Here is a 21,199-nt window from a genome sequence, read left to right as displayed (position 1 = left end):
GCTTCCGACAACGATTCTCTGCACGGGATTCCAGCATGACGACGGTAAGCGTGGCGCAGGCGCTGGCGGGCAAGGTGCCCGAGGGCGGCGAGGTGACGGTGCGTGGCTGGGTGCGGACCCGGCGCGACTCCAAGGCCGGGCTGAGCTTCGTCAATGTCAGCGACGGGTCGGGGTTCCACCCGATCCAGGTGGTCGCGCATTCGGATCTGCCCAACTACGACAGCGAAGTGAAGCGGCTCACCGCCGGCTGCGCGGTGATCGCACGCGGCACGCTGGTGAAGTCGCAGGGCCAGGGCCAGCAGTTCGAGATCCAGGCGCGCGAGGTGGAGGTGGTGGGCTGGGTCGAGGATCCGGAGACCTACCCCATCCAGCCCAAGGCGCATTCGCTGGAATTCCTGCGCGAGGTCGCCCACCTGCGCCCGCGCACCAACCTGTTCGGTGCGGTCACCCGCATCCGCCACTGCCTGTCGCAGGCGGTGCACCGCTATTTCCACGAGCAGGGCTACTACTGGATCAGCACCCCGATCATCACCACGTCCGACGCCGAGGGCGCCGGGCAGATGTTCCGGGTGTCGACGCTGGACATGGCCAACCTGCCGCGCAGCCCGGACGGAAGTGTCGACTTCTCGCGCGACTTCTTCGGTCGCGAGGCGTTTCTGACCGTGTCCGGCCAGCTCAATGTCGAGGCCTACTGCCTGGCGCTGTCCAAGGTCTACACCTTCGGGCCGACCTTCCGCGCCGAGAACTCCAACACCACCCGCCACCTGGCCGAGTTCTGGATGGTGGAGCCGGAGATCGCCTTCGCCGACCTCGCCGAGGATGCGCGGGTGGCCGAGGACTTCCTCAAGTACCTGTTCCGCGCGGTACTCGACGAACGTGCCGACGACATGGCGTTCATCGCCGAGCGCGTGCAGAAGGACGCCATCACCCGGCTGGAGAAGTTCGTCAACGCACCGTTCGAGCGCATCGAGTACACCGATGCCGTGGAACTGCTGCGCAACTCCGGGCACAAGTTCGAGTTCCCGGCCGAATGGGGCCTGGACCTGCAGACCGAGCACGAGCGCTGGCTGACCGAGCAGCACGTCGGCCGCCCGGTGGTGGTGACCAACTACCCCGAGCACATCAAGGCGTTCTACATGCGCCTCAACGATGACGGCAAAACCGTCGCCGCGATGGACGTGCTGGCGCCGGGCATCGGCGAGATCATCGGTGGCTCGCAGCGCGAGGAGCGCCTGGACGTGCTCGATGCGCGCATGGACCAGTTCGGCCTCGACCGCGAGCACTACGGCTGGTATCGCGACTTCCGCCGCTACGGCACCGTGCCGCATGCGGGCTTCGGCCTGGGCTTCGAGCGCCTGGTGGTCTATGTCTGCGGCCTGTCCAACATCCGTGACGCGATCCCCTACCCGCGCGCGCCCGGCCACGCGGAGTTCTGAGCACCGTGATCCTGTTCATGGCCCTGGTCTTCGTCGGCGTCGCCATCGGCGGCACCTGCGCCTTCGTGATCTTCTGGCCGCTGTCGCTGGTGCACCTGCGCGAGCGCGAACCCGCGGTGCGCGCGCGGCTGGGCGAAAACGCGTTCCTGCGCCCGGCCGCCCTGCGCTGGCTGCTGTCGGGCGGCTACCGCGAGGTTGCCGACCGCCAGTTCACCGGGCTCGCCACGCCGGCTCGCATCGCGCTGGTGGTCACCATGATCGGCCTCGCATTCGCAGGCCTGCTCGCCCTGTGGGCGCTGAGCTGAGGAATCCATGCACGAGATCCGCGACCCCGCCGGGGAACATAGCTATGACGAGTGGTGGCTGGCGACGCTCGGCCGCACCGTGGTCTGGGCCCGGCTGCGCCTGCGTGCCGGCGGTACCGCAGAGGTGTTCGACAGCGACGGCAACACGCTGGCCTACGACAGCGAGGACACCGCGCGGGCGGCGCTGCTGGATGCGGAATTCGTCGGCTACGACGGCCTCGACGAGGACGATGCACTGGCGCGCGGGTTCTCGCTTGACGAACTCGCCCCGCCGCAGGCCACCGACGACGACCAGCTGCGCCCGCTGATGGTGCACCGGTTGGCCGCCGGCAACGCCTGACCCACCTGCCCCGGAGCCTGCGATGGACCTCGACCTCACCGGCAAGCACGCCCTGGTCTGCGGAGGGTCGGAAGGCATCGGCCGCGCGGCCGCACATGAGCTCGCCCTGCTCGGGGCCGCGGTGACCGTGCTGGCGCGGCGCGAGCCGGCGTTGCGGGCGGTCGTCGATGCACTGCCGGTTGCCCACGACGGCCAGCAGTACGGCTGGTGCGTCGCCGATGTGGCCGATACCGCGGGCCTGCAGGCGTCGCTGCAACAGCTGCTGGTGCAGCGGCCGGTCGACATCCTGGTCAACAACACCGGCGGCCCGCCGGGTGGCAGCGCCCACGAAGCCGCCGTGGATGCCTACCTCGACGCCTTCCGCCGCCACCTGGTGGCCGGGCAGACGCTGGTGCAGGCGGTCCTGCCGCACATGCGCGAACGTCGCTGGGGCCGCATCGTCAATGTCGTCTCGACCTCGGTGCGCGAGCCCATCGCAGGCCTCGGGGTCTCCAACACCGTGCGCGGCGCGGTCGCGGGCTGGGCGAAGACGCTCTCGCGCGAGCTTGCCGCCGACGGCATCACCGTCAACAACGTGCTGCCGGGCTTCACCGAGACCGGGCGCATCGACCAGATCGTGCGTGACCGCGCGGCACGCGAGGGTCGCGCCGAGGCCGACATCCGTGCCGACATGGCCGCCGGCGTGCCGGCACGCCGCTTCGCCCGGCCGGAAGAGACCGGCGGCGTCATCGCCTTCCTGTGCTCGCCGGCCGCGGCCTATGTCAACGGCGTCAGCCTGGCGGTCGACGGCGGGCGGATGGCGTCGATCTGACAGCGCTAAGCTGTGCGCATGCTGCGCTATCAACATCTCATCGGCGGGCAGCCGCACGGCTCCGAGCACTGGCTCGAGGTGGCGGACCCGGCGCGCGGCCTCACCTATGCGGACGTCGCCGACGGCAGTGCCGGGGACGTGCACGCCGCCGTTGAAGCGGCGTCCGGCGCGTTCCCGGAGTGGAGCGACTGGCCGGCCGAACGGCGCGCACGCTGCCTTGAACGGCTGGCGGACGCGGTGGAAGCGCGCCTCGACGATTTCGCCCACGCCGAAGCCCGCGATGGCGGCAAGCCGTTCGCGCTGGCACGCGATGCGGAGATTCCGCGCGCGGTCGCCAACCTGCGCTTCTTCGCCCATGCCGCCACCCAGTTCGCCAGCGAATGCCACCACGGCCAGGCCGGGCTGAACTACACGCTGCGGCTGCCGCTGGGCGTGGTCGCCACGATCTCGCCGTGGAACCTGCCGCTGTACCTGTTCACCTGGAAGATCGCGCCCGCGCTGGCCGCGGGCAACACGGTGGTGGCGAAGCCCTCCGAGATCACGCCCGCCACCGCTACCATGCTGGGCGAACTGCTGCATGGGGCCGGCTTTCCCGATGGCGCGCTCAACATCGTCCACGGCCGCGGCGCGGTGGTGGGCGAAGCACTGGTGTCGCACCCGCAGGTGCGTGCGATCTCGTTCACCGGCAGCACCGCGGTGGGCCGGCGGATCGCGGCGATCGCGGCGCCGATGCTGAAGAAGCTGTCGCTCGAGCTCGGCGGCAAGAACGCCACGCTGGTGTTCGCCGACAGCGACTGGGAAGACCAGCTCGACACCATCGTGCGCTCGACCTTCCAGAACAGCGGGCAGATCTGCCTGTGCGGCTCGCGCCTGCTGGTGGAGCGCGCCATCTGGCACCGCTTCCGCGATGCGCTGGTCGCACACGTGGGCGAACTGGTGCCCGGCGACCCGATGGATCCCGATGCGCGCATGGGCCCGCTGGTGTCGCAGGTGCACTTCGACAAGGTGATGGCCGCCATCGCGCGCGCGCGCGACGAGGGCGCGCAGGTGTTGTGCGGCGGACACGCACTCGACCGCCCGGGCTGGTTCGTGGCACCGACGCTGCTCGAAGGCCTGGGTGCCGATACCGCGACCAATCGCGAGGAGATCTTCGGCCCGGTCGCCACCCTGCAACCCTTCGACGACGATGCCCACGCACTGGCGTTGGCCAATGCCTGCGACTACGGGCTTGCCGCCAGCGTGTGGACGCGCGATCTCGCCCGTGCCCACCGGATGGCGGCGGAACTGCGCGTCGGCATCGTCTGGATCAACAGCTGGCTGGTGCGCGACCTGCGCACGCCGTTCGGCGGCACCGGGCAATCGGGCGTCGGCCGCGAGGGCGGCATGGAGGCCATGCGCTTCTTCACCGAACCAAAGAACGTGAGCCTGCCCTACGGATGACTCTGGAATAATCCGCGCATGGGCGAACTCGACAACCTCCTGCAACGCAACCGCGACTGGGCCGAACGCGTTTCCCGCGACGACCCGGGCTTCTTCCACCGTCTGTCCACTCAGCAGACCCCGCGCTACCTGTGGATCGGCTGTTCCGATTCGCGCGTACCGGCCAACCAGATCCTCGGGCTGGACCCGGGCGAGGTGTTCGTCCACCGCAACATCGCCAACGTGATGTCGCACGGCGACCTCAACGCGCTGTCGGTGATCCAGTTCGCGGTGGACATCCTCAAGGTCGAGCACATCCTGCTGGTGGGCCACTACGGCTGCGGCGGCGTGCATGCGGCGATGACCGGCACCCGCGTGGGGCTGGCCGACAACTGGCTGCGCCACGTCGGCGACCTCACCAAGAAACACGCACCGCTGCTGGCATCCGTCAGCGATCCTTCGCTGCGCCATGCACGCATGTGCGAGCTCAATGCGATCGAGCAGGCGTTCAACGTGTGCGAGACCACCGTGGTCCAGGACGCCTGGGCGCGCGGCCAGCGGCTGACCGTGCATGGATGGGTCTACGCGCTGGGCGATGGCCGCGTGCGCGAGCTGTCGATGGACGTCAGCGCACCGGAGGCGCTGGCACCCGCCTACGCCAGGGCAGTGGCCGAGGTGGCCGACGTCGCGGCGCGTGGCCGGCGCGATGACTGACGTCGTCCACGCCGGTGCCGCACCGCGCCCGGTCGGGCGCTATCCGCATGCGCGACGGGTCGGCGACCTGCTGTTCCTGTCCGGCATCGGTCCGCGCGACCCGCGCACCGACTCGGTTCCCGGCAACGTGTTCGACGACGAGGGCCAGCTGGTCGCCCACGACATCACCGCGCAGACGCGCGCGGTGTTCGCCAACGTGCGCGCGGTGCTCGAAGCCAGCGGCGCGCGCTGGGAGGATCTTGTCGACGTGACCGTCTACCTGACCGACATGGCCGGCGATTTCGCCCGCTACAACGCGGTGTGGGCCGAAGCGTTCCCGGATCCGGCCACCGCGCCCTGCCGCACCACCCTCGGCATCACCGCGCTGCCCACACCGATCGCCATCGAACTGAAATGCATCGCCGCGGTCACACCGCGCACCCCGGCATAGGCCTGCCCATCGCAGGCGCGTCATCCTGGCGCGTGCCGCTCCATGTGGAGGATTCCCGATGATTCCCGCACCGCTGAACTTCCAGAAGTGGATCGAGGACAACCGCCACCTGCTGAAGCCGCCGGTGGGCAACAAGTGCATCTACGACGGTGACTTCATCGTCATGGTCGTGGGCGGTCCGAACGCTCGCACCGACTACCACTACGAGGACGGCCCGGAATGGTTCTACCAGCTCGAAGGCGAAATGGTGCTGCGCATCCAGGATCACTCTGATGGGGAGCCGGGCCGGGTACGCGACATCCCGATCCGCGCCGGCGAGACCTTCCTGCTGCCGCCGCGCGTACCGCACTCGCCGCAGCGTGGCGAAGGTTCGATCGGGATCGTCATCGAGCGGCGCAGGCTGCCGCACGAGGACGATGGGCTGATGTGGTTCTGCGTGCAGTGCAACGCGAAGCTGTACGAGGAGTTCTTCCACCTCACCGATATCGAGCAGGACTTCTTCCGGGTGTTCGAGGCCTTCTACCGCAGCGACGACCTGCGCACCTGCAAGGCATGCGGGCATCTCAATCCGCGGCCCACGCGTTACGAGATGCAGGCGGATTCGCAGGCCGATATCACCTGAGTCCCCCCGGGTGTGCTGCCACGCCGCGCACGAGCCGTAGCCCGACCACGGTTTGATCGTCGACGGGGCCGTCGGGGCGCGCAGGGTCGGTGAGCCGGCCGCCCGGGTCGCCCGCCCGACCGGCGTCGTCTACGATGACCGCCATGCTCAAGATCGACATCCACGCCCACTACCTGCCGCGCGACTGGCCCGACCTCGCCCGCAAGTACGGCGACGCGCGCTTCCCGGTGATCCACCACACCCCGGATGGGCGCCACCGCATCTACAAGGACGGCAGGTTCTTCCGCGAGATCTGGTCGAAGACCTGGGACGCGCAGGAGCGCATCGACGACTTCGCGCGCTTCGGCGTGCAGGTGCAGGTGATCAGCACGGTGCCGGTGATGTTCAGCTACTGGGCGCGACCGCAGCACGCGCTGGAGCTGCACCAGGCGCTCAACGACCACATGGCGCAGACCTGCCGGGACTTCCCGCGCCATTACGCCGGCATCGGCACGGTGCCGCTGCAGTCGCCGCGGCTGGCGGTGCAGGAACTCGAACGCTGCATCGACCAGCTCGGCCTGCAGGGCGTGCAGATCGGCTCGCACGTGCAGCTGTCCGACGGCCAGCACTGGAACCTCGATGCACCGGAACTGTTCCCGTTCTTCGAGGCCGCGGCCGATCTCGGCGCGGCGATCCTCGTGCATCCGTGGGACATGATGGGCACCGACACCATGCCCAAGTACTGGTTGCCGTGGCTGGTCGGCATGCCGGCCGAGCAGTCGCGTGCGGCCTGCTCGCTGGTCTTCGGTGGCGTGCTGGAGCGCCTGCCGAAGCTGAAGATCTGCATGGCCCATGGCGGCGGCAGCTTCCCGTACACGATCGGCCGCATCGAGCATGGCTTCAACATGCGCCCGGACCTGGTCGCCACCGACAATCCGCACAACCCGCGCGGCTACCTCAAGCGCATGTACTTCGATTCCTGGGTGGCCGACCCGCACGCGCTGCGCTACCTCATCGATACCTGCGGCATCGATCGGGTGATGCTGGGAACGGACTATCCATTCCCGCTCGGTGAACAGACCCCGGGCGCGGGGATCGCCGAACTCGGACTCGACGCGGAAGGACAGGCGCGGCTCTACCACGGCACCGCACTCGAATGGCTCGGCCTGCCGCTGTCGCGGTTCGCATGAACCTGCGCACCAGCCCCGATGCCACCGCTGATCGTTGCCGACCAGCATCGACCACGGCCAATCCCGTTCCGGAACCCCGATGACCGATCTTCTTTCCAGCAGCCACGCCACGGCGCTCGACGCGGCCGACCCGCTCTCCGCCCTGCGCGCCGAATTCCACCTGCCACGCCATGGCGAGGGTGAGCAGGCCTATTTCGTCGGCAACTCGCTGGGCCTGCAGCCGCGCGGCGCGCGCGCCCACGTGGAGGAGGTTCTCGACCAGTGGGCACGGATCGCCGTGGAAGGTCACTTCCGCGGACCCGCACAGTGGATGACCTACCACGAGCTGGTGGCGGAGCCGTTGGCATCGGTCGTGGGCGCGGAGCCGGCCGAAGTGGTGGCGATGAACTCGCTGACCGCCAACCTGCACCTGCTGATGGTGAGCTTCTACCGGCCGACCGCCGAGCGCCCGGCGATCCTGATCGAGGCCGGCGCGTTTCCTTCCGACCGCCATGCAGTCGCCTCGCAGATCCGCTTCCACGGCTTCGACCCGGCCACCGACCTGATCGAAGTCGAGCCCGACCTGCCCGGCGGCACGCTGTCGACGGCGGCCATCGCCGGGGCCATCGAGCGCCATGGCCCGCGGCTGGCGCTGGTGCTGTGGCCGGGCGTGCAGTACCGCACGGGGCAGGCCTTCGATCTTGCGGAGATCACCCGCCTTGGCCATGCCGCGGGCGCGGTCGTCGGGTTCGATCTAGCCCATGCCGTCGGCAACCTGCCCGTGCACCTGCACGATGCCGACGCCGACTTCGCGGTGTGGTGCCACTACAAATACCTCAACAGCGGTCCGGGCGCGGTGGGCGGCGCCTTCGTGCACGCACGCCACGCACGCGCCGACCACCCCCGCTTTGCCGGCTGGTGGGGACATGACAAGGCCACGCGATTCCGCATGGGCCCGGAGTTCGTGCCCACGCCCGGCGCCGACGGCTGGCAGCTCAGCAATCCGCCAATCCTCGGGCTGGCGCCGCTGCGCGCCTCGCTGGACCTGTTTGCCCGCGCCGGCATGGATGCGTTGCGTGCACGCTCGGAGCGCCTGACCGGCTACCTGGAATCGCTGGTGCGCGGCCATCTCGACGACGCGCTGGAGATCGTCACCCCCGCGGACCCGGCGCAGCGTGGCTGCCAGCTGTCGCTGCGCGTGCGTGCCGGTCGCGATGCGGGGCGCGCGCTGTTCGAGCATCTCGCCGCTGACGGCGTGCTCGGTGACTGGCGCGAGCCCGACGTGATCCGGATCTCTCCGGCCCCGCTCTACAACTCGCATGCCGACGTGCTGCGCTTCGCTCGTAGCGCGCTGGCCTGGCGCGACGGACGTGCGCCGGGGGACGCGCCGTGAAGCCGGCCGCGGGCCAGCGCATCGTGATCGTCGGCGCTGGCCTGGCAGGTGCGCTGCTGGGCGCCCTGCTCGCCCGCCAGGGCTGGCAGGTGGATCTGTACGAGAAGCGCGGTGATCCGCGGCGACAGGGTTATGCCGGCGGCCGCTCGATCAACCTGGCGCTGGCCGAACGGGGCCGGCACGCCCTGCGCCAGGCCGATGCCGACGACGCGGTGATGCGCCAGGCGGTGATGATGCGCGGGCGCATGGTGCATTTCGCCGACGGCAGCCAGCAGCTGCAGCGCTATGGCCGCGACGATTCCGAAGTGATCTGGTCGGTGCACCGCGGCGACCTCAACATCACCCTGCTCGGCATCGCGGAAGACGCGGGCGCGCGGGTGCATTTCGACAGCCGCCTCGACGGTGTCGACTTCGATGCGCGCGAGGCGCGCTTCGTCGACGACCGCGATGGCAGCGTCGACCGCGTGGTTTTCGACGCGGTGATCGGCGCCGATGGTGCCGGTTCGGCGCTGCGTGCGGCGATGACGGACGTCATCGACCTCGGCGAACGGGTCGAGCCCCTGGGTCATTCCTATCGCGAGCTGGAGATCCCGCCGGCCGATGACGGCGGCTTCCGCATCGAGCCCAATGCGCTGCACATCTGGCCGCGTGGCGACTACATGTGCATCGCCCTGCCCAACGACGAACGCACCTTCACCGTCACGCTGTTCATGCCCAACACCGGCAATCCCGGCTTCGACACGGTGCGCACGCCGGCACAGGCGCGTGCGCTGTTCGAGCGCGACTTCGCCGATGCGGTGGCCCTGATCCCCGACCTGGAAGCGGACTGGCAGGCCAACCCGGTCGGCATGCTGGCCACGCTGTACCTCGACCGGTGGGCGCTGGACGGACGCGCGGTGCTGATGGGTGACGCCGCGCACGCGATGGTGCCGTTCCACGGCCAGGGGATGAACTGCGCGTTCGAGGACTGCGTGTCGCTGGCGCGGCATATCGGCAACGCCGACTCGTTCGAGGCCGCGTTCGCCGCCTTCGAGGCCGAGCGCAAGCCGAACGCCGAGGCCATCCAGCACATGGCGCTGGAGAACTACTACGAGATGCGCGACCGCGTCGACGATGCCGACTACCTGCTGCAGCGCGCACTCGAACTGGTGCTGCAGGAACGCCATCCCGGCCGCTTCGTGCCGCACTACGCGATGGTGACCTTCATGCGGATCCCGTACCGCGTGGCGCTGGAGCGCAGCGAGGTGCAGCGCGAACTGCTGCGCGAGGCGACGGCCGGCATCGATTCGCTCGACGCGGTCGACTGGGCGATGCTCGATGTACGCGTGCGTGAACGCCTGGCCGCGCTGGATCCGGAGCGCTGATGTCGCCCAGCCTTCTCTTCCACGATCGCGCCAGGTGCACGCTCCGACGCGATTGAAACGATGCCGTCGCCACGGCCGATGCCAGTGACTCGCCAGGACCACCGCTTTTCATGTCATCCAGCTTTCTTTTCTACGATCTCGAAACCTTTGGCAGCGATCCGCGGCGCACGCGCATTGCCCAGTTCGCGGCCATCCGCACCAACGAGCTTCTGGAGGAAATAGAAGCCCCGATCGACCTGCTGGTCCGGCCCGCCGACGACCTGCTGCCGTCGCCGGGAGCGACGCTGGTCACCGGCATCGAGCCGCAACGCGCGCTGCGCGATGGCATGCGCGAGGCCGAGGCGTTCGCACTCATCCACGAGGCGATGGCGCAGCCGCGCAGCTGCAGCGTCGGCTACAACTCGCTGCGCTTCGACGACGAGTTCATCCGCTGCGGCCTGTACCGGAACTTCCACGACCCCTACGAACGCGAGTGGCGCGGGGGCAATTCACGCTGGGACCTGCTCGACGTGATGCGGCTCGCCCATGCGCTGCGGCCGGACGGCATCATCTGGCCACGCCGCGACGACGGCGCCACCTCGTTCCGGCTCGAACACCTGGCCGCCGCCAACGGCGTGCGCATCGGCGACGCCCACGAGGCGGTGTCCGACGTCCGTGCGCTGATCGGCATGGCACGCCGCCTGCGCGAGTCGCAGCCGCGGCTGTGGGACTACGCGCTGCGCCTGCGCGACAAGCGCCATGCGGCCTCGCTGCTCGATACGGTGGCGATGCAGCCGGTGCTGCATGTCTCGCAGCGCTATCCGGCCTCGCGGATGTGCGCGGCCGCGGTACTGCCGCTGACGCGCCATCCGCGTATCGACGGTCGCGTGATCGTGTTCGACCTCGAAGGCGAACCGGAACGCCTGCTCGACCTCGATCCGGCGGAGATCGCCGACCGCCTGTACACCCCGGCGCGCGACCTGCCCGAAGGCGAGACGCGTATCCCGCTCAAGGAAGTCCATCTCAACCGCTGCCCGTCGCTGGTGGCCTGGCGGCATCTCACCGATGCCGACCGCGAGCGCCTGTGCATCGACGATGCGCTGGTGCAGGCGCGCGCGCAGCGGCTGCGCGACGCCGGACCCGCGCTGGCCGAGAAGGTGCGGCGCGTGTATGCCCAAGAGGCCGAGCGCGCGGCAACCGACGCCGACGGCGCGATCTACGACGGCTTCCTTGGCGATGGCGACCGCAAGCGCTGCGCCGAGGTGCGCGCGACGCCGCCCGACCAGCTGGGCACGCGCACGTTCGGTTTCCAGGACCCACGGCTGGACGAGCTGCTGTTCCGCTACCGCGCGCGCAACTGGCCGGAACATCTGGACGCCGGCGAGCGCGTGCGCTGGGACGCCTACCGCCGCCAGCGCCTTGCCGAGGGCAGTGAGCTGTCGGAACACTCGCTGCCGGGATTCTTCGCCGAGATCGCGCAGATGCGCCAGGCCCATGCCGGCGACGGCCGGGTGCAGGTGCTGCTCGACCGGCTGGAGGCATGGGGCCGTGGGATCGAGGTATCGCTCGGTTAGCTCCGCGCCGCACCGGCCGGCAGTGAAGCGGCGTTCGGCAGTGCCACCCTAGAATGCCCGCACACCCACGTCGCGGTCGCCAATGCCCGCCTATTTCTCCGACCGCTCCTTCCGGTTCCTGCACAGCCTCGCGCGCCACAACGAGCGCGAGTGGTTCCATGCCCACAAGGCCGATTACGAAGCGCACGTACGCGAGCCGTTCCAGCGCCTGCTGGGCGACCTGCAGCCGGATCTCGCTGCGGTCAGCCTGCAGTTCCGCGCCGATCCGCGGCCGGTCGGCGGCTCGCTGTTCCGCATCCACCGCGATACCCGCTACGCCAACGACAAGTCGCCCTACAAGCGCTGGCAGGGCGCGAAGCTGTTCCATGCGCGCCACCGCGAGGTGCCTGCACCGTCGTGGTACATCCACCTGCAGCCCGGGGAGAACTTCCTCGCCGCGGGCATCTGGCATCCGGAGACGCCGGTGCTGCGACGGATCCGCCAGTTCCTCGTCGACAACCCGCAGGGCTGGGGTCGCGCCGCGCACGATCCTGCGCTATGCCGTCGCTGGAGCCTGTCGGCCGACGACATGCTGGTCCGGGTGCCGCGCGGTTATCCCGACGACTTCGACTACCGCGACGACCTGCGCCGTCGCAACTTCGTCATCCTGCGCCCGCTCGACGATGCCACCATGGCCGGGCCGCGGCTGCGCCAGACCATCGCCCGCGAACTGGCCGCGACCGCGCCGTTCATGGACTACCTGTGCGCCGCGCTGGACCTGGAATTCTGATGGCCGCCTCTCTCTCCGCCCTCCCGACCGCCGCCCCCGCACCGCGCCATGCGGCCGCGACCGGCTGCGATGGAGGATCGACATGAGGCGCACGCGATGGCTGCCGTGGGCGGTGCTCGCGATCGTACTGGCGGTGCTGGCGTACGTCGTCGCCGGGCCGTGGCTGACCATCCGTGGCATCGAACAGGCGATCCGTAACGACGACACCCGCGCCCTCGCCCGCCAGGTGGATTTCCCCGCCCTGCGCGCCAACCTCCGCGCCCAGGCCGAAGGCCACATCGCGAGGGAGTACGGCGATCGGGCCCAGGCCAACGTGTTCGGACGGCTTGGCCTGCGGGTCGCCAGCGGGCTGGCCGGTGGCGTGGTCGATGCCATGGCCACGCCGGTGGGGCTGGCGGCACTGATGGAGGGCCGGCGCGTGTGGTCGCGCCTCGACGGCTCCCCGCCCGCGCGCAGCCTCGACGAAAGCCAGCGCCCGCAGCCGTTCCGCGAGGCGCGCTACCGCTACGAATCGACGTCGCGCTTCACGGTGACCATCGAAGACGAAGGTGCCCGGCCGATGGTGTTCGTGCTGACCCGCAAGGGCCTGCACTGGCGGCTTTCGGATATCCGCGTCTCGCCGTGAGCGTTGCCGCATCCCCCGGGGACCGGATACGGAAGCGCCCTGCACGCCGGCCATGAGACCGTGAACCGCCCGACCCGCTCGGCTGCACAGGCGTCATCGCTGGAGGTGTTTGGCATCTTCCTCCTGCTGGGCCTCACGTCATTCGGTGGGCCGATTGCCCACCTGGCCTACCTGCGCCGGGAGTTCGTCGAGCGCCGCCGCTGGCTCGACGACCAGCGGTTCGTCCATTTGATGGCCGTCTGCCAGTTCCTGCCAGGCCCTGCCAGCAGCCAGCTGGGATTCGCCATCGGCCTCGATCGTGCCGGCTGGCCCGGCGCGCTGGCCGCGTTCGTGGGCTTTACCCTGCCCTCGGCACTGCTGATGTTCGCGCTGGCCGTGCTCGCGCCGATGCTTTTACCGCACGCCGTGACCGGAAGCATCGTGCAGGGGCTGAAGATCGTCGCGGTTGCGGTGGTCGCCCACGGCCTGCTGGGAATGGCGCGATCGCTCGTGCCGGATGTCGCGCGCGCCGCCATCGCCGTGAGCGCGGTGGCACTCGTGCTGTTGACGGGCGGTGCCTGGAGCCAGTTGTCCGCGGTGGTGCTGGGGGCGCTGCTGGGCCTTGCCTTCTGCGCGCACGTCCGCGGCCCTGCGACCACCGGCCAACGCTGGCATGTCGGACACCGCGCCGCGCTTGCCTGCCTGCTGGCCTTCGCCGCGCTCCTCGGGCTGGCGTTGGCCATGCCGCTGTCGCCCTCGCCGGGTGTACCCGGCCTGCTCGCTGCGTTCTACCGGACCGGTGCGCTGGTCTTCGGCGGCGGCCACGTCGTGCTGCCATTGTTGCAACAGGCCGTGGTCGAGCCGGGCTGGATGGACGCGGATGCGTTCATCACCGGGTATGGCGCGGCACAGGCGTTGCCAGGGCCGATGTTCGCGCTGTCGGCCTACCTCGGTGCAGGGATCCACGCCGGGCTTCCCCCGGCCGCCTCGGCGGGCCTGGCCCTGGTCGCGATCTTCCTGCCCGGATTCCTGCTGGTGACCGCCACCCTGCCGGGTTGGACGCGCCTGCTCGCCCGCCCGGCGGCGGCCAGGGTGGTTGCCGGCATCAATGCCGCCGTGGTGGGCCTGCTCGCGGCAGCGCTGTACGACCCGCTGTGGGTGACGGCGATCCATGGCGTTGCGGATCTGGTGATTGCCGTGGGCGCATTCGCACTGTTGCTGACCGGTCGGGTCGCGGTGCCCTGGGTCGTGCTGTTCTGCGTGGTCGCGGCCGTGCTCACCGGCGCGGCCTGAGGCGTCCGGGCAGTGTGTGGCGGGTAGCCGTCTACTTCGCAGCGGGAACCCTGGGGAGGTTCGATATCCCGTGGGGTACATGGCCGGCGGTGACGTGCTGGCGCGCGGAATCGATGTTGTGCAGGGAATCGTCGAAGAAGATGTCGGCGCCGAAGGCTTCCAGGAACGGGCCCTTCGGCCGGCCGCCGAGGAACAGTGCCTCGTCCAGGCGCACGCCCCACTCGCGCAGCGTGCGGATCACGCGCTCGTGTGCCGGCGCCGAGCGCGCGGTGACCAGCGCGGTGCGGATCGGCGCATCCGGCCCTGCGGGAAACGCCTCCTGCAGATCGTGCAGGGCGGACAGGAAACCGCGGAACGGACCGCCCGAAAGCGCCTCGCGGGCGCGCTCGCGCTCATGGCGATGGAAGGCCTCGATGCCGCTTTCCTGCGACACCCGCTCGCCCTCGTCGCCGAAGATCACCGCGTCGCCATCGAAGGCGATGCGGATCTGCGCGCGGGCACTGGTGGCGGCTTCGCCCGCCCGCGCCGGCGGCGGCAGCGCCGCGCTCGGCAGGATGGTCGCGGCGGCAATGCCATCGGCAAGCGCGCGGCGTACCGATTCCGGATTCGCCGACAGCAGCAGCTGCGCACCGAACGGCCGGATATACGGCCAGGTCGGCTCGCCCGAGGTGAACGTCGCGCGCGAGATCGGCAGGCCGTGGTGCTGGATCGAGTTGAAGATCCGCAGCCCGGTATCGGCCGAATTGCGCGACAGCAGGATCACCTCCACATGCGGCGCATCCGGCGGCGCGGATTCGTTGAGCGCAAGCAGCTTGCGCACCAGTGCGAACGCGATGCCGGGCGGCAGGATGTCGTCCTCGTGGGCGCGCTGATAGTTCGAGTACGCCTCGATGCCCTCCTCCTCGAACAGCGCATGGCTGTCCTCGAGGTCGAACAGCGCCCGCGACGAGATGGCGATGGTGAGCGTGGAGACGGATGGGATCGACATGCGCGGATTATGCGGCGGGTGCGGCGCATGCCGTGAGACGCGACGCAGGCCCGTGGATGACCCCCGCCGTCACGCCATGAACTGTTCGCTCAGGATCCGCTCCTCGAGGTTGTGCTCGGGATCGAACAGCAGCGTGACCTGGCGGTCGCGTGCCTCGCGGATGCGTACCTCGACGACGTCGCGGACCTCGTGCGAATCGGCGGTGGCGCTGACCGGGCGCTTGTAGGGATCGAGCACGCGGAACACGACCTCGGTGTCGGCACGCAGGATCGCGCCCCGCCAGCGGCGCGGGCGGAACGGCGCGATCGGCGTCAGCGCGAACAGCCCGCTGCCCAGCGGCAGGATCGGACCATGCGCGGAATAGTTGTAGGCGGTGCTGCCCGCCGGCGACGCCACCAGCACGCCATCGCAGATCAGTTCCTCCAGGCGGGTGCGGCCGTTGAGCTCGATGCTCAGGTGCGCGGCCTGGCGGGTCTGCCGCAACAGCGAGACTTCGTTGTAGGCCAGCGAACCCACGCTGGTGCCGGATTCGGTCTGCACCACCATCTCCAGCGGTCGCAGGGTGGCGGGCTCGGCGGCGGCGATGCGCTCGAGCAGGCCCTCCGCGCGGTGATGGTTCATCAGGAAGCCGACGGTGCCGAGCTTCATTCCGAACACCGGCCTGTCCAGCGCGCCATGGCGATGCAGGGTCTGCAGCATGAAGCCATCGCCACCGAGCGCGCACAGCACATCGGCGTCCTCCGGGGCATGGTTGCCATGCCTGGCGACCAGTGTCTCCAGCGCAACGCGTGCGTGATCGGCAGGACTGGCGAGGAAAGCAATGCGCGGCGCGGACATCCGACGGCTCCCGATGGGTCGCGGGCAGGATAACGCGGGCAACGCCGCGACAGGCACCGGCCTGCCACGAACAACGATGCCCGCGGCATCACGCACGCGGGCACTCCGATCGCCCGGTCCGTCGGGAAGTGCCGACGGACCGTTCGCATGCCGGATCAGCCGGCGCCGGTACCGGCCAGCTGGCCGAGGCGGCTGACCGCCACCGAGACCGTCGGATAGTCCAGCGACTTCTGCGCGCACATCTCGTCGAGCATGCCGAGGGTGAAGCGCAGCGTGGCGTCGTCACGACCCACCCAGGCGGCGACCTTGTCATCGGCAACGCGGCCGGGCATGTCGAGCACCTGCGCGGTCAGCAGGGTCTGCTGGGTCGCGAGGTCGTCACGCAGCACGCCGCGTGCCACCGCATGCCAGCGGCCCTGCACCTCCAGCGCCTCGATCTGCGAGAACAGCCACGGCAGGCGCAGCGCCTCGCCGACGCGGAAGTGCACCTTCGCCACGTCCACCGGCTTCATCCTGCGCGCCCGCGCCAGCTCGATGATGTCGAGCGCCGAGGCCAGGTACGGCAGTTCCGCCAGCTCACGGGCGAGGTCTGCCGGCATGCCGCGTTCGGCCCACGCCACAAGGCCCGCCTCGTACTCGCCACGCTGGGAATCCGGGAGGATACCGTCGGCACGGCGGATCTCGTTGAGCGCATCGTGGTAGCGCTCCACTGCCCGGGTGATCGCCGGCATCTCGCCCTGGCGGTTGAGCAGCCAGCGCACGTACGAGCGCTGCAGGTTCCAGATCGCCTGCAGGGCATCGATCTGCGCCTCTTCGCTGACCTTGAGGTCGAGCGCGTCAAGCTGGGTCCACAGCGCACGTGCATCCAGCGTCTCGCGGCTCACGGTGTAGGCCTTGGCCACCTCGGCCGCACTGCGGCCGGTGTCCTCCTGCATGCGCATCAGGAAGGTCGCACCCATCCGGTTGATGGTGGCGTTGGTCACCGCGGTGGCGATGATCTCGCGCTTGAGCGGGTGCTTCTCCATCGCCGCGGCGTACTTCACGCGCAGCGGCTCGGGGAAGTAGCGCTGCAGCTCCTTCGACAGGTACGGGTCCTCCGGGATGTCGGAATCGAGCATCTGCTGGAACGCCACCAGCTTCGAATACGACAGCAGCACGGCGAGTTCGGGCCGGGTCAGGCCCTGGCCGCGGGCACGGCGCGCGGAGATCTCGGCGTCCGACGGCAGGAACTCGATCTGCCGGTCCAGCAGCCCCTGCGATTCCAGCGTGCGGATGAAGTGCTGCTTGGATCCCAGTCGCGACAGGCTCATCCGCTCCATCAGGCTCAGCGCCTGGTTCTGGCGGATGTTGTCCCACAGCACCAGCGATTCCACCTCGCCGGTCATGTCGGCCAGCAGCTTGTTGCGCGCCGGCAGGGTGAGCTTCTTCGCCCGCACCTGGCCGTTGAGCAGGATCTTGATGTTGACCTCGTGGTCGGAGGTGTCCACGCCGGCGGAGTTGTCGATGAAGTCCGCGTTGAGCAGCGTGCCCACCTGGGCCGCTTCGATGCGCCCGCGCTGGGTGAAGCCGAGGTTGCCGCCCTCGCCCACCACCCGGCAACGCAATTCGCAGCCATCCACGCGCAGGGCGTTGTTGGCGCGGTCACCGACGTCGGCGTGGCTCTCGGTGGAGCCCTTGACGTAGGTGCCGATGCCGCCGTTCCACAGCAGGTCCACCGGCGCCTTGAGGATCGCGTTCATCAGCTCGTTCGGGCTGAGCGCGGTGACCGAGGCATCCAGCCCCAGCACCTCGCGTGCCTGCGCCGAAACCGGGATCGTCTTGGCCGAGCGCGGCCACACGCCGCCACCGGCGCTGATCAGCGACCTGTCGTAGTCCTCCCAGCTCGAACGCGGCAGGCGGAACAGGCGCTCGCGCTCCTTCCACGAACGTGCGGACTCGGGCTGCGGGTCGATGAAGATGTGGCGGTGGTCGAACGCGGCGACCAGGCGGATGTGCTTCGACAGCAGCATGCCGTTGCCGAACACGTCGCCGGACATGTCGCCGATGCCGACCGCGGTGAAGTCCTCGTTCTGGCTGTCGATGCCGAGCGCCCGGAAGTGGCGCTTGACCGACTCCCACGCGCCCTTGGCGGTAATGCCCATGCCCTTGTGGTCGTAGCCGACCGAACCGCCGGAGGCGAAGGCGTCGCCCAGCCAGAAGTTGTATTCGGCGGAGATGCCGTTGGCGATGTCGGAGAACGTCGCGGTGCCCTTGTCGGCGGCGACCACCAGGTAGTAGTCGTCATCGTCGTGGCGCACCACGTCGTTCGGCGGAACCACCTTGCCGTCGATGACGTTGTCGGTGACATCGAGCAGGCCGCTGATGAAGCGGCGGTAACAGGCGATGCCCTCGGCCAGCTGGGCGTCGCGATCGCCGCCCACCGGCGGCTTCTTGACGATGAAGCCGCCCTTGGCGCCGACCGGCACGATGACGGTGTTCTTGACCATCTGCGCCTTGACCAGCCCCAGCACCTCGGTGCGGAAATCCTCGCGGCGGTCCGACCAGCGCAGGCCGCCACGCGCGACCGGCCCGTAGCGCAGGTGCACGCCCTCGACCCGCGGGCCACAGACGAAGATCTCGCGGTACGGGCGCGGCTTCGGCAGCTCCGGAACGCGCGCGCAGTCGAACTTGTAGGCCACGAAGTCCTTGTCCTGGCCGTCGGCCGCACGCTGGTAGTAGCTGGTGCGCAGGGTGGCGTCGATCACGCCGATGAAGCCGCGCAGGATGCGGTCCTCGTCAAGGCTGCCGACGCCGTCGAGCAATGCAGCCAGGGCCTGGCGCGCGGCGCTGTACTGCCCGGCGCGGTCGCCCTCGCGGGCCTGCAGCACCGGCTCGAGGGCCGCCATCGCGTCGGCGTTGCCGCCGGTGAGCGATGCGAACTGCGCACGCAGCTGCTCGACGCCTTCGCCGATCTGCGCGCGGGTCTCGCGGCCGGTGGCCGGGTGGAAGCGGCTTTCGAACAGCTCGACCAGCAGGCGCGACAGCAGCGGGTAACGCGCCAGCGTCTGCTCCATATAGGCCTGCGAGAACGGCACGCCGGCCTGCAGCAGGTACTTGCTGTAGGCGCGCAGCATCGCCACCTGGCGCCAGTCCAGCCCGGCCAGCACGATCAGGCGGTTGAAGCCGTCGTTCTCGGCCTCGTCGCGCCACAGGCGGGCAACGGCCTCCTCGAACGCCGGGCCGATGCGCTCGAGATCGAGCTCCACGCCCACCGCTTCGACCTCGAAGTCCTGCACGTAGAAGACGTCGCCGCCGGCATCGATGCGGTGCGGGTGCTCGGACAGCACGCGCAGGCCCATGTTCTCCATCACCGGCAGCACGTCGGACAGCGGAATGTCGCGGTGCTGGCGGAACAGCTTCAGGCGCAGGCCGCCGCTGCCGTCGGCGGAGTCCGCTGCGCGCACCAGGCTCAGGCGCAGGTCGTCGGCGGACTCGAGCGCGGCCAGCTGGCCGACGTCGCTCGCCGCCACCGCCGGGGTGGCCTGGGCGATGTAGTCGACGCTGAGCGCGCGGCCGAAGCGGCCCGCCAGCGCCAGGCCCTCGGCCTCGCCATGGCGTGCGATCAGCGCGTCGCGCAGGTCGTCCTGCCAGTTGCGCACGATCGCCGACAGCTCACGGTCGAGCGTCGCGGCGTCGATGTCGACGGTGTTGCCGGAACGCGGGCGCACGATCAGGTGCAGCTGCGCCAGCGGCGACTCGCCGACCTGCACGCTGGTATCCACGCGGTCGGCGTCGAGCACCTCGCGCAGCATCGCCTCGATGCGCAGGCGCACCTCGGTGTTGTAGCGGTCGCGCGGCACGTAGGCCAGCACCGAATAGAAGCGGCCGTAGCGGTCGGCGCGCAGGAACAGGCGGCTGCGCACGCGCTCCTGCAGGTGCAGGATGCCCAGCGCCAGGCGGTAGAGTTCGTCGCTGCTGGACTGGAACAGCTCGTCGCGCGGCAGGGTCTCGAGGATGTGCTTGAGCGCCTTGCCGCTGTGGCCGGTCTCGCGCAGGCCCGAGCGGCTCATCACCTGCTCGAAGCGCTCGCGCACCAGCGGGATGTCCCACGGCCGGCGGTTGTAGGCGGCCGAGGTGTACAGGCCGATGAAACGCTGCTCGCCGATCGCCCGGCCCCTGGCGTCGAACTGCAGGATGCCGACATAGTCCATGAAACCCGGACGGTGCACGGTGGAGCGCGCATTGGTCTTGGTCAGGATCAGCGGGTCGATCTCGCCCTCGCCGCGCGCGGCCTGCGCGGCCAGTGCACGCAGCGAGCGCGGCTGGCCGACCTCCTTGCCGCGCAGCAGGCCGAGGCCGGAATCCTCGACCGCCAGCAGGTTCGGCTCGCCGGCGCGCTGGCGCACCTGGTACTCGCGGTATCCCAGGAAGGTGAAGTGGTCATTGGAGGCCCAGCGCAGGAACTCCTGCGCCTCCGCACGCACCGCATCGTCCACCGGCAGCGCGCGGGTGGCGAGGTCCTCGGCGACGGCAACCATCCTGTCGCGCATCGCCGGCCAGTCGGCGACGATCTGCCGCACGTCGCCCAGGACGTGGCCCAGCGCCTCCTCGATCACGGCGATCGACTCCGCCGGCTGGCGGTCGATCTCGAGATGCATCAGCGATTCGGGCTCGCCCTCGCCCACCGCCTGCAGCCTGCCGCCGCGATCGCGGCGCAGCGCGATCACCGGATGGCCCAGCACGTGCACGCCGATGCCCTGCTCGGCCAGCGCCATGGTCACCGAGTCGACCAGGAACGGCATGTCGTCGTTGACGATCTGCAGCACCGTGTGCGGCGACTCCCAGCCATGGGTCTTCAGGGTCGGGTTGAACAGGCGCATGCGTGCGGTGCCCGGCTTGCGCTTGCGGGCGAACTCGAGGAAATCGAACGCCAGCGCTGCCCAGCCGTCGGCGGTGTGCAGCGGCAGTTCGTCCTCGCCCATGCGGTAGTAGAAGGCATTGGTGAAGGCCTCGGCGTCGGCAGCGCCTGCCGCGCCGGCACGGGCGCGGATCGCCGCGCGGATCGGCGCGAGGATGCCGCCGCCGGCAGTGCGCGCGGCCTTCTTCGATACCGCGCGTGCGGGGCTGTCGGCCGTCGCGACGGCGGGTTTGCGGGTGGAACTGCGTTTGCTGGTCATGGTCGGTGGGTCCGGAT

18 protein-coding genes are annotated in these 21,199 nt (G+C 69.8%); 15 read left to right on the top strand and 3 right to left on the bottom strand.

Annotation, left to right across the window (positions count from 1 at the left end):
* Positions 1-35 precede the first annotated feature (35 nt).
* The 15 genes from asnS (at position 36) to chrA (ending at position 14,201) form a co-directional block, all read left to right on the top strand.
* Positions 36-1,436: an asparagine--tRNA ligase gene (gene asnS, locus LDO11_RS08000; RefSeq protein WP_232141058.1), complete on the top strand. Its 1,401-nt coding sequence runs from the start codon at positions 36-38 to the stop codon at positions 1,434-1,436.
* A 5-nt stretch (positions 1,437-1,441) separates the two neighbouring features.
* Positions 1,442-1,741, top strand: a complete 300-nt coding sequence (locus LDO11_RS07995; RefSeq protein ID WP_129135956.1) for a hypothetical protein — start codon at positions 1,442-1,444, stop codon at positions 1,739-1,741.
* 7 nt (positions 1,742-1,748) lie between these two features.
* Positions 1,749-2,081, top strand: a complete 333-nt coding sequence (locus tag LDO11_RS07990; protein ID WP_232141057.1) for a hypothetical protein — start codon at positions 1,749-1,751, stop codon at positions 2,079-2,081.
* A gap of 22 nt (positions 2,082-2,103) precedes the next feature.
* Positions 2,104-2,892, top strand: a complete 789-nt coding sequence (locus LDO11_RS07985) for an SDR family NAD(P)-dependent oxidoreductase (protein WP_232141056.1) — start codon at positions 2,104-2,106, stop codon at positions 2,890-2,892.
* 18 nt (positions 2,893-2,910) lie between these two features.
* Complete coding sequence (locus LDO11_RS07980) at positions 2,911-4,332, top strand: aldehyde dehydrogenase (protein WP_232141055.1); 1,422 nt, start codon at positions 2,911-2,913, stop codon at positions 4,330-4,332.
* A gap of 18 nt (positions 4,333-4,350) precedes the next feature.
* Positions 4,351-5,025, top strand: coding sequence for a carbonate dehydratase (gene can, locus LDO11_RS07975; RefSeq protein WP_232141054.1), 675 nt, complete (start codon positions 4,351-4,353; stop codon positions 5,023-5,025).
* Positions 5,018-5,455, top strand: a complete 438-nt coding sequence (locus tag LDO11_RS07970; RefSeq protein ID WP_232141053.1) for a RidA family protein — start codon at positions 5,018-5,020, stop codon at positions 5,453-5,455. The genes can and LDO11_RS07970 overlap by 8 nt, the downstream gene beginning before the upstream one ends.
* 58 nt (positions 5,456-5,513) lie before the next feature.
* Positions 5,514-6,077 carry a 3-hydroxyanthranilate 3,4-dioxygenase gene (locus tag LDO11_RS07965; protein WP_129135962.1) on the top strand — a complete coding sequence of 188 codons (564 nt, stop codon included), beginning with the start codon at positions 5,514-5,516 and terminating at the stop codon, positions 6,075-6,077.
* A gap of 143 nt (positions 6,078-6,220) precedes the next feature.
* Positions 6,221-7,246, top strand: a complete 1,026-nt coding sequence (locus LDO11_RS07960) for an amidohydrolase family protein (protein ID WP_232141052.1) — start codon at positions 6,221-6,223, stop codon at positions 7,244-7,246.
* A 79-nt stretch (positions 7,247-7,325) separates the two neighbouring features.
* Positions 7,326-8,618, top strand: coding sequence for a kynureninase (gene kynU / locus LDO11_RS07955; protein ID WP_232141051.1), 1,293 nt, complete (start codon positions 7,326-7,328; stop codon positions 8,616-8,618).
* Positions 8,615-9,982, top strand: a complete 1,368-nt coding sequence (locus LDO11_RS07950; RefSeq protein ID WP_232141050.1) for an FAD-dependent oxidoreductase — start codon at positions 8,615-8,617, stop codon at positions 9,980-9,982. Before kynU ends, LDO11_RS07950 begins: the two co-directional genes overlap by 4 nt.
* Before the next feature lie 110 nt (positions 9,983-10,092).
* Positions 10,093-11,535 (top strand): exodeoxyribonuclease I, encoded by a 1,443-nt coding sequence (sbcB, locus tag LDO11_RS07945; RefSeq protein ID WP_232141049.1) that lies wholly within the window; start codon positions 10,093-10,095, stop codon positions 11,533-11,535.
* Positions 11,536-11,617: 82 nt separating this feature from the next.
* Positions 11,618-12,304, top strand: a complete 687-nt coding sequence (locus LDO11_RS07940; protein WP_232141048.1) for a DUF2461 domain-containing protein — start codon at positions 11,618-11,620, stop codon at positions 12,302-12,304.
* An 82-nt stretch (positions 12,305-12,386) separates the two neighbouring features.
* Positions 12,387-12,929 carry a DUF2939 domain-containing protein gene (locus tag LDO11_RS07935; RefSeq protein WP_232141047.1) on the top strand — a complete coding sequence of 181 codons (543 nt, stop codon included), beginning with the start codon at positions 12,387-12,389 and terminating at the stop codon, positions 12,927-12,929.
* 60 nt (positions 12,930-12,989) lie between these two features.
* Positions 12,990-14,201 (top strand): chromate efflux transporter, encoded by a 1,212-nt coding sequence (chrA, locus tag LDO11_RS07930; RefSeq protein ID WP_232141046.1) that lies wholly within the window; start codon positions 12,990-12,992, stop codon positions 14,199-14,201.
* Positions 14,202-14,232: 31 nt separating this feature from the next.
* Here chrA and LDO11_RS07925 read toward each other — a convergent pair whose 3' ends face one another.
* From LDO11_RS07925 to LDO11_RS07915, 3 genes are all read right to left on the bottom strand, one after another.
* On the bottom strand, positions 14,233-15,189 hold the full coding sequence (locus LDO11_RS07925; RefSeq protein WP_129135969.1) for a 5'-nucleotidase: 957 nt from the start codon (positions 15,187-15,189) through the stop codon (positions 14,233-14,235).
* A gap of 69 nt (positions 15,190-15,258) precedes the next feature.
* A complete protein-coding gene (locus tag LDO11_RS07920) occupies positions 15,259-16,026 on the bottom strand; it encodes an NAD kinase (protein WP_232141045.1) in 768 nt (255 codons plus the stop codon).
* A gap of 155 nt (positions 16,027-16,181) precedes the next feature.
* On the bottom strand, positions 16,182-21,182 hold the full coding sequence (locus LDO11_RS07915) for an NAD-glutamate dehydrogenase domain-containing protein (protein WP_232141044.1): 5,001 nt from the start codon (positions 21,180-21,182) through the stop codon (positions 16,182-16,184).
* Positions 21,183-21,199: the final 17 nt, after the last annotated feature.

Origin of the sequence: Alterluteimonas muca (assembly GCF_021191595.1) — a bacterium.
Classification (GTDB): domain Bacteria; phylum Pseudomonadota; class Gammaproteobacteria; order Xanthomonadales; family Xanthomonadaceae; genus Luteimonas; species Luteimonas muca.
Note: the sequence above shows the minus strand (reverse complement) of the source record. Positions and strands in the feature narration are given on the sequence as shown.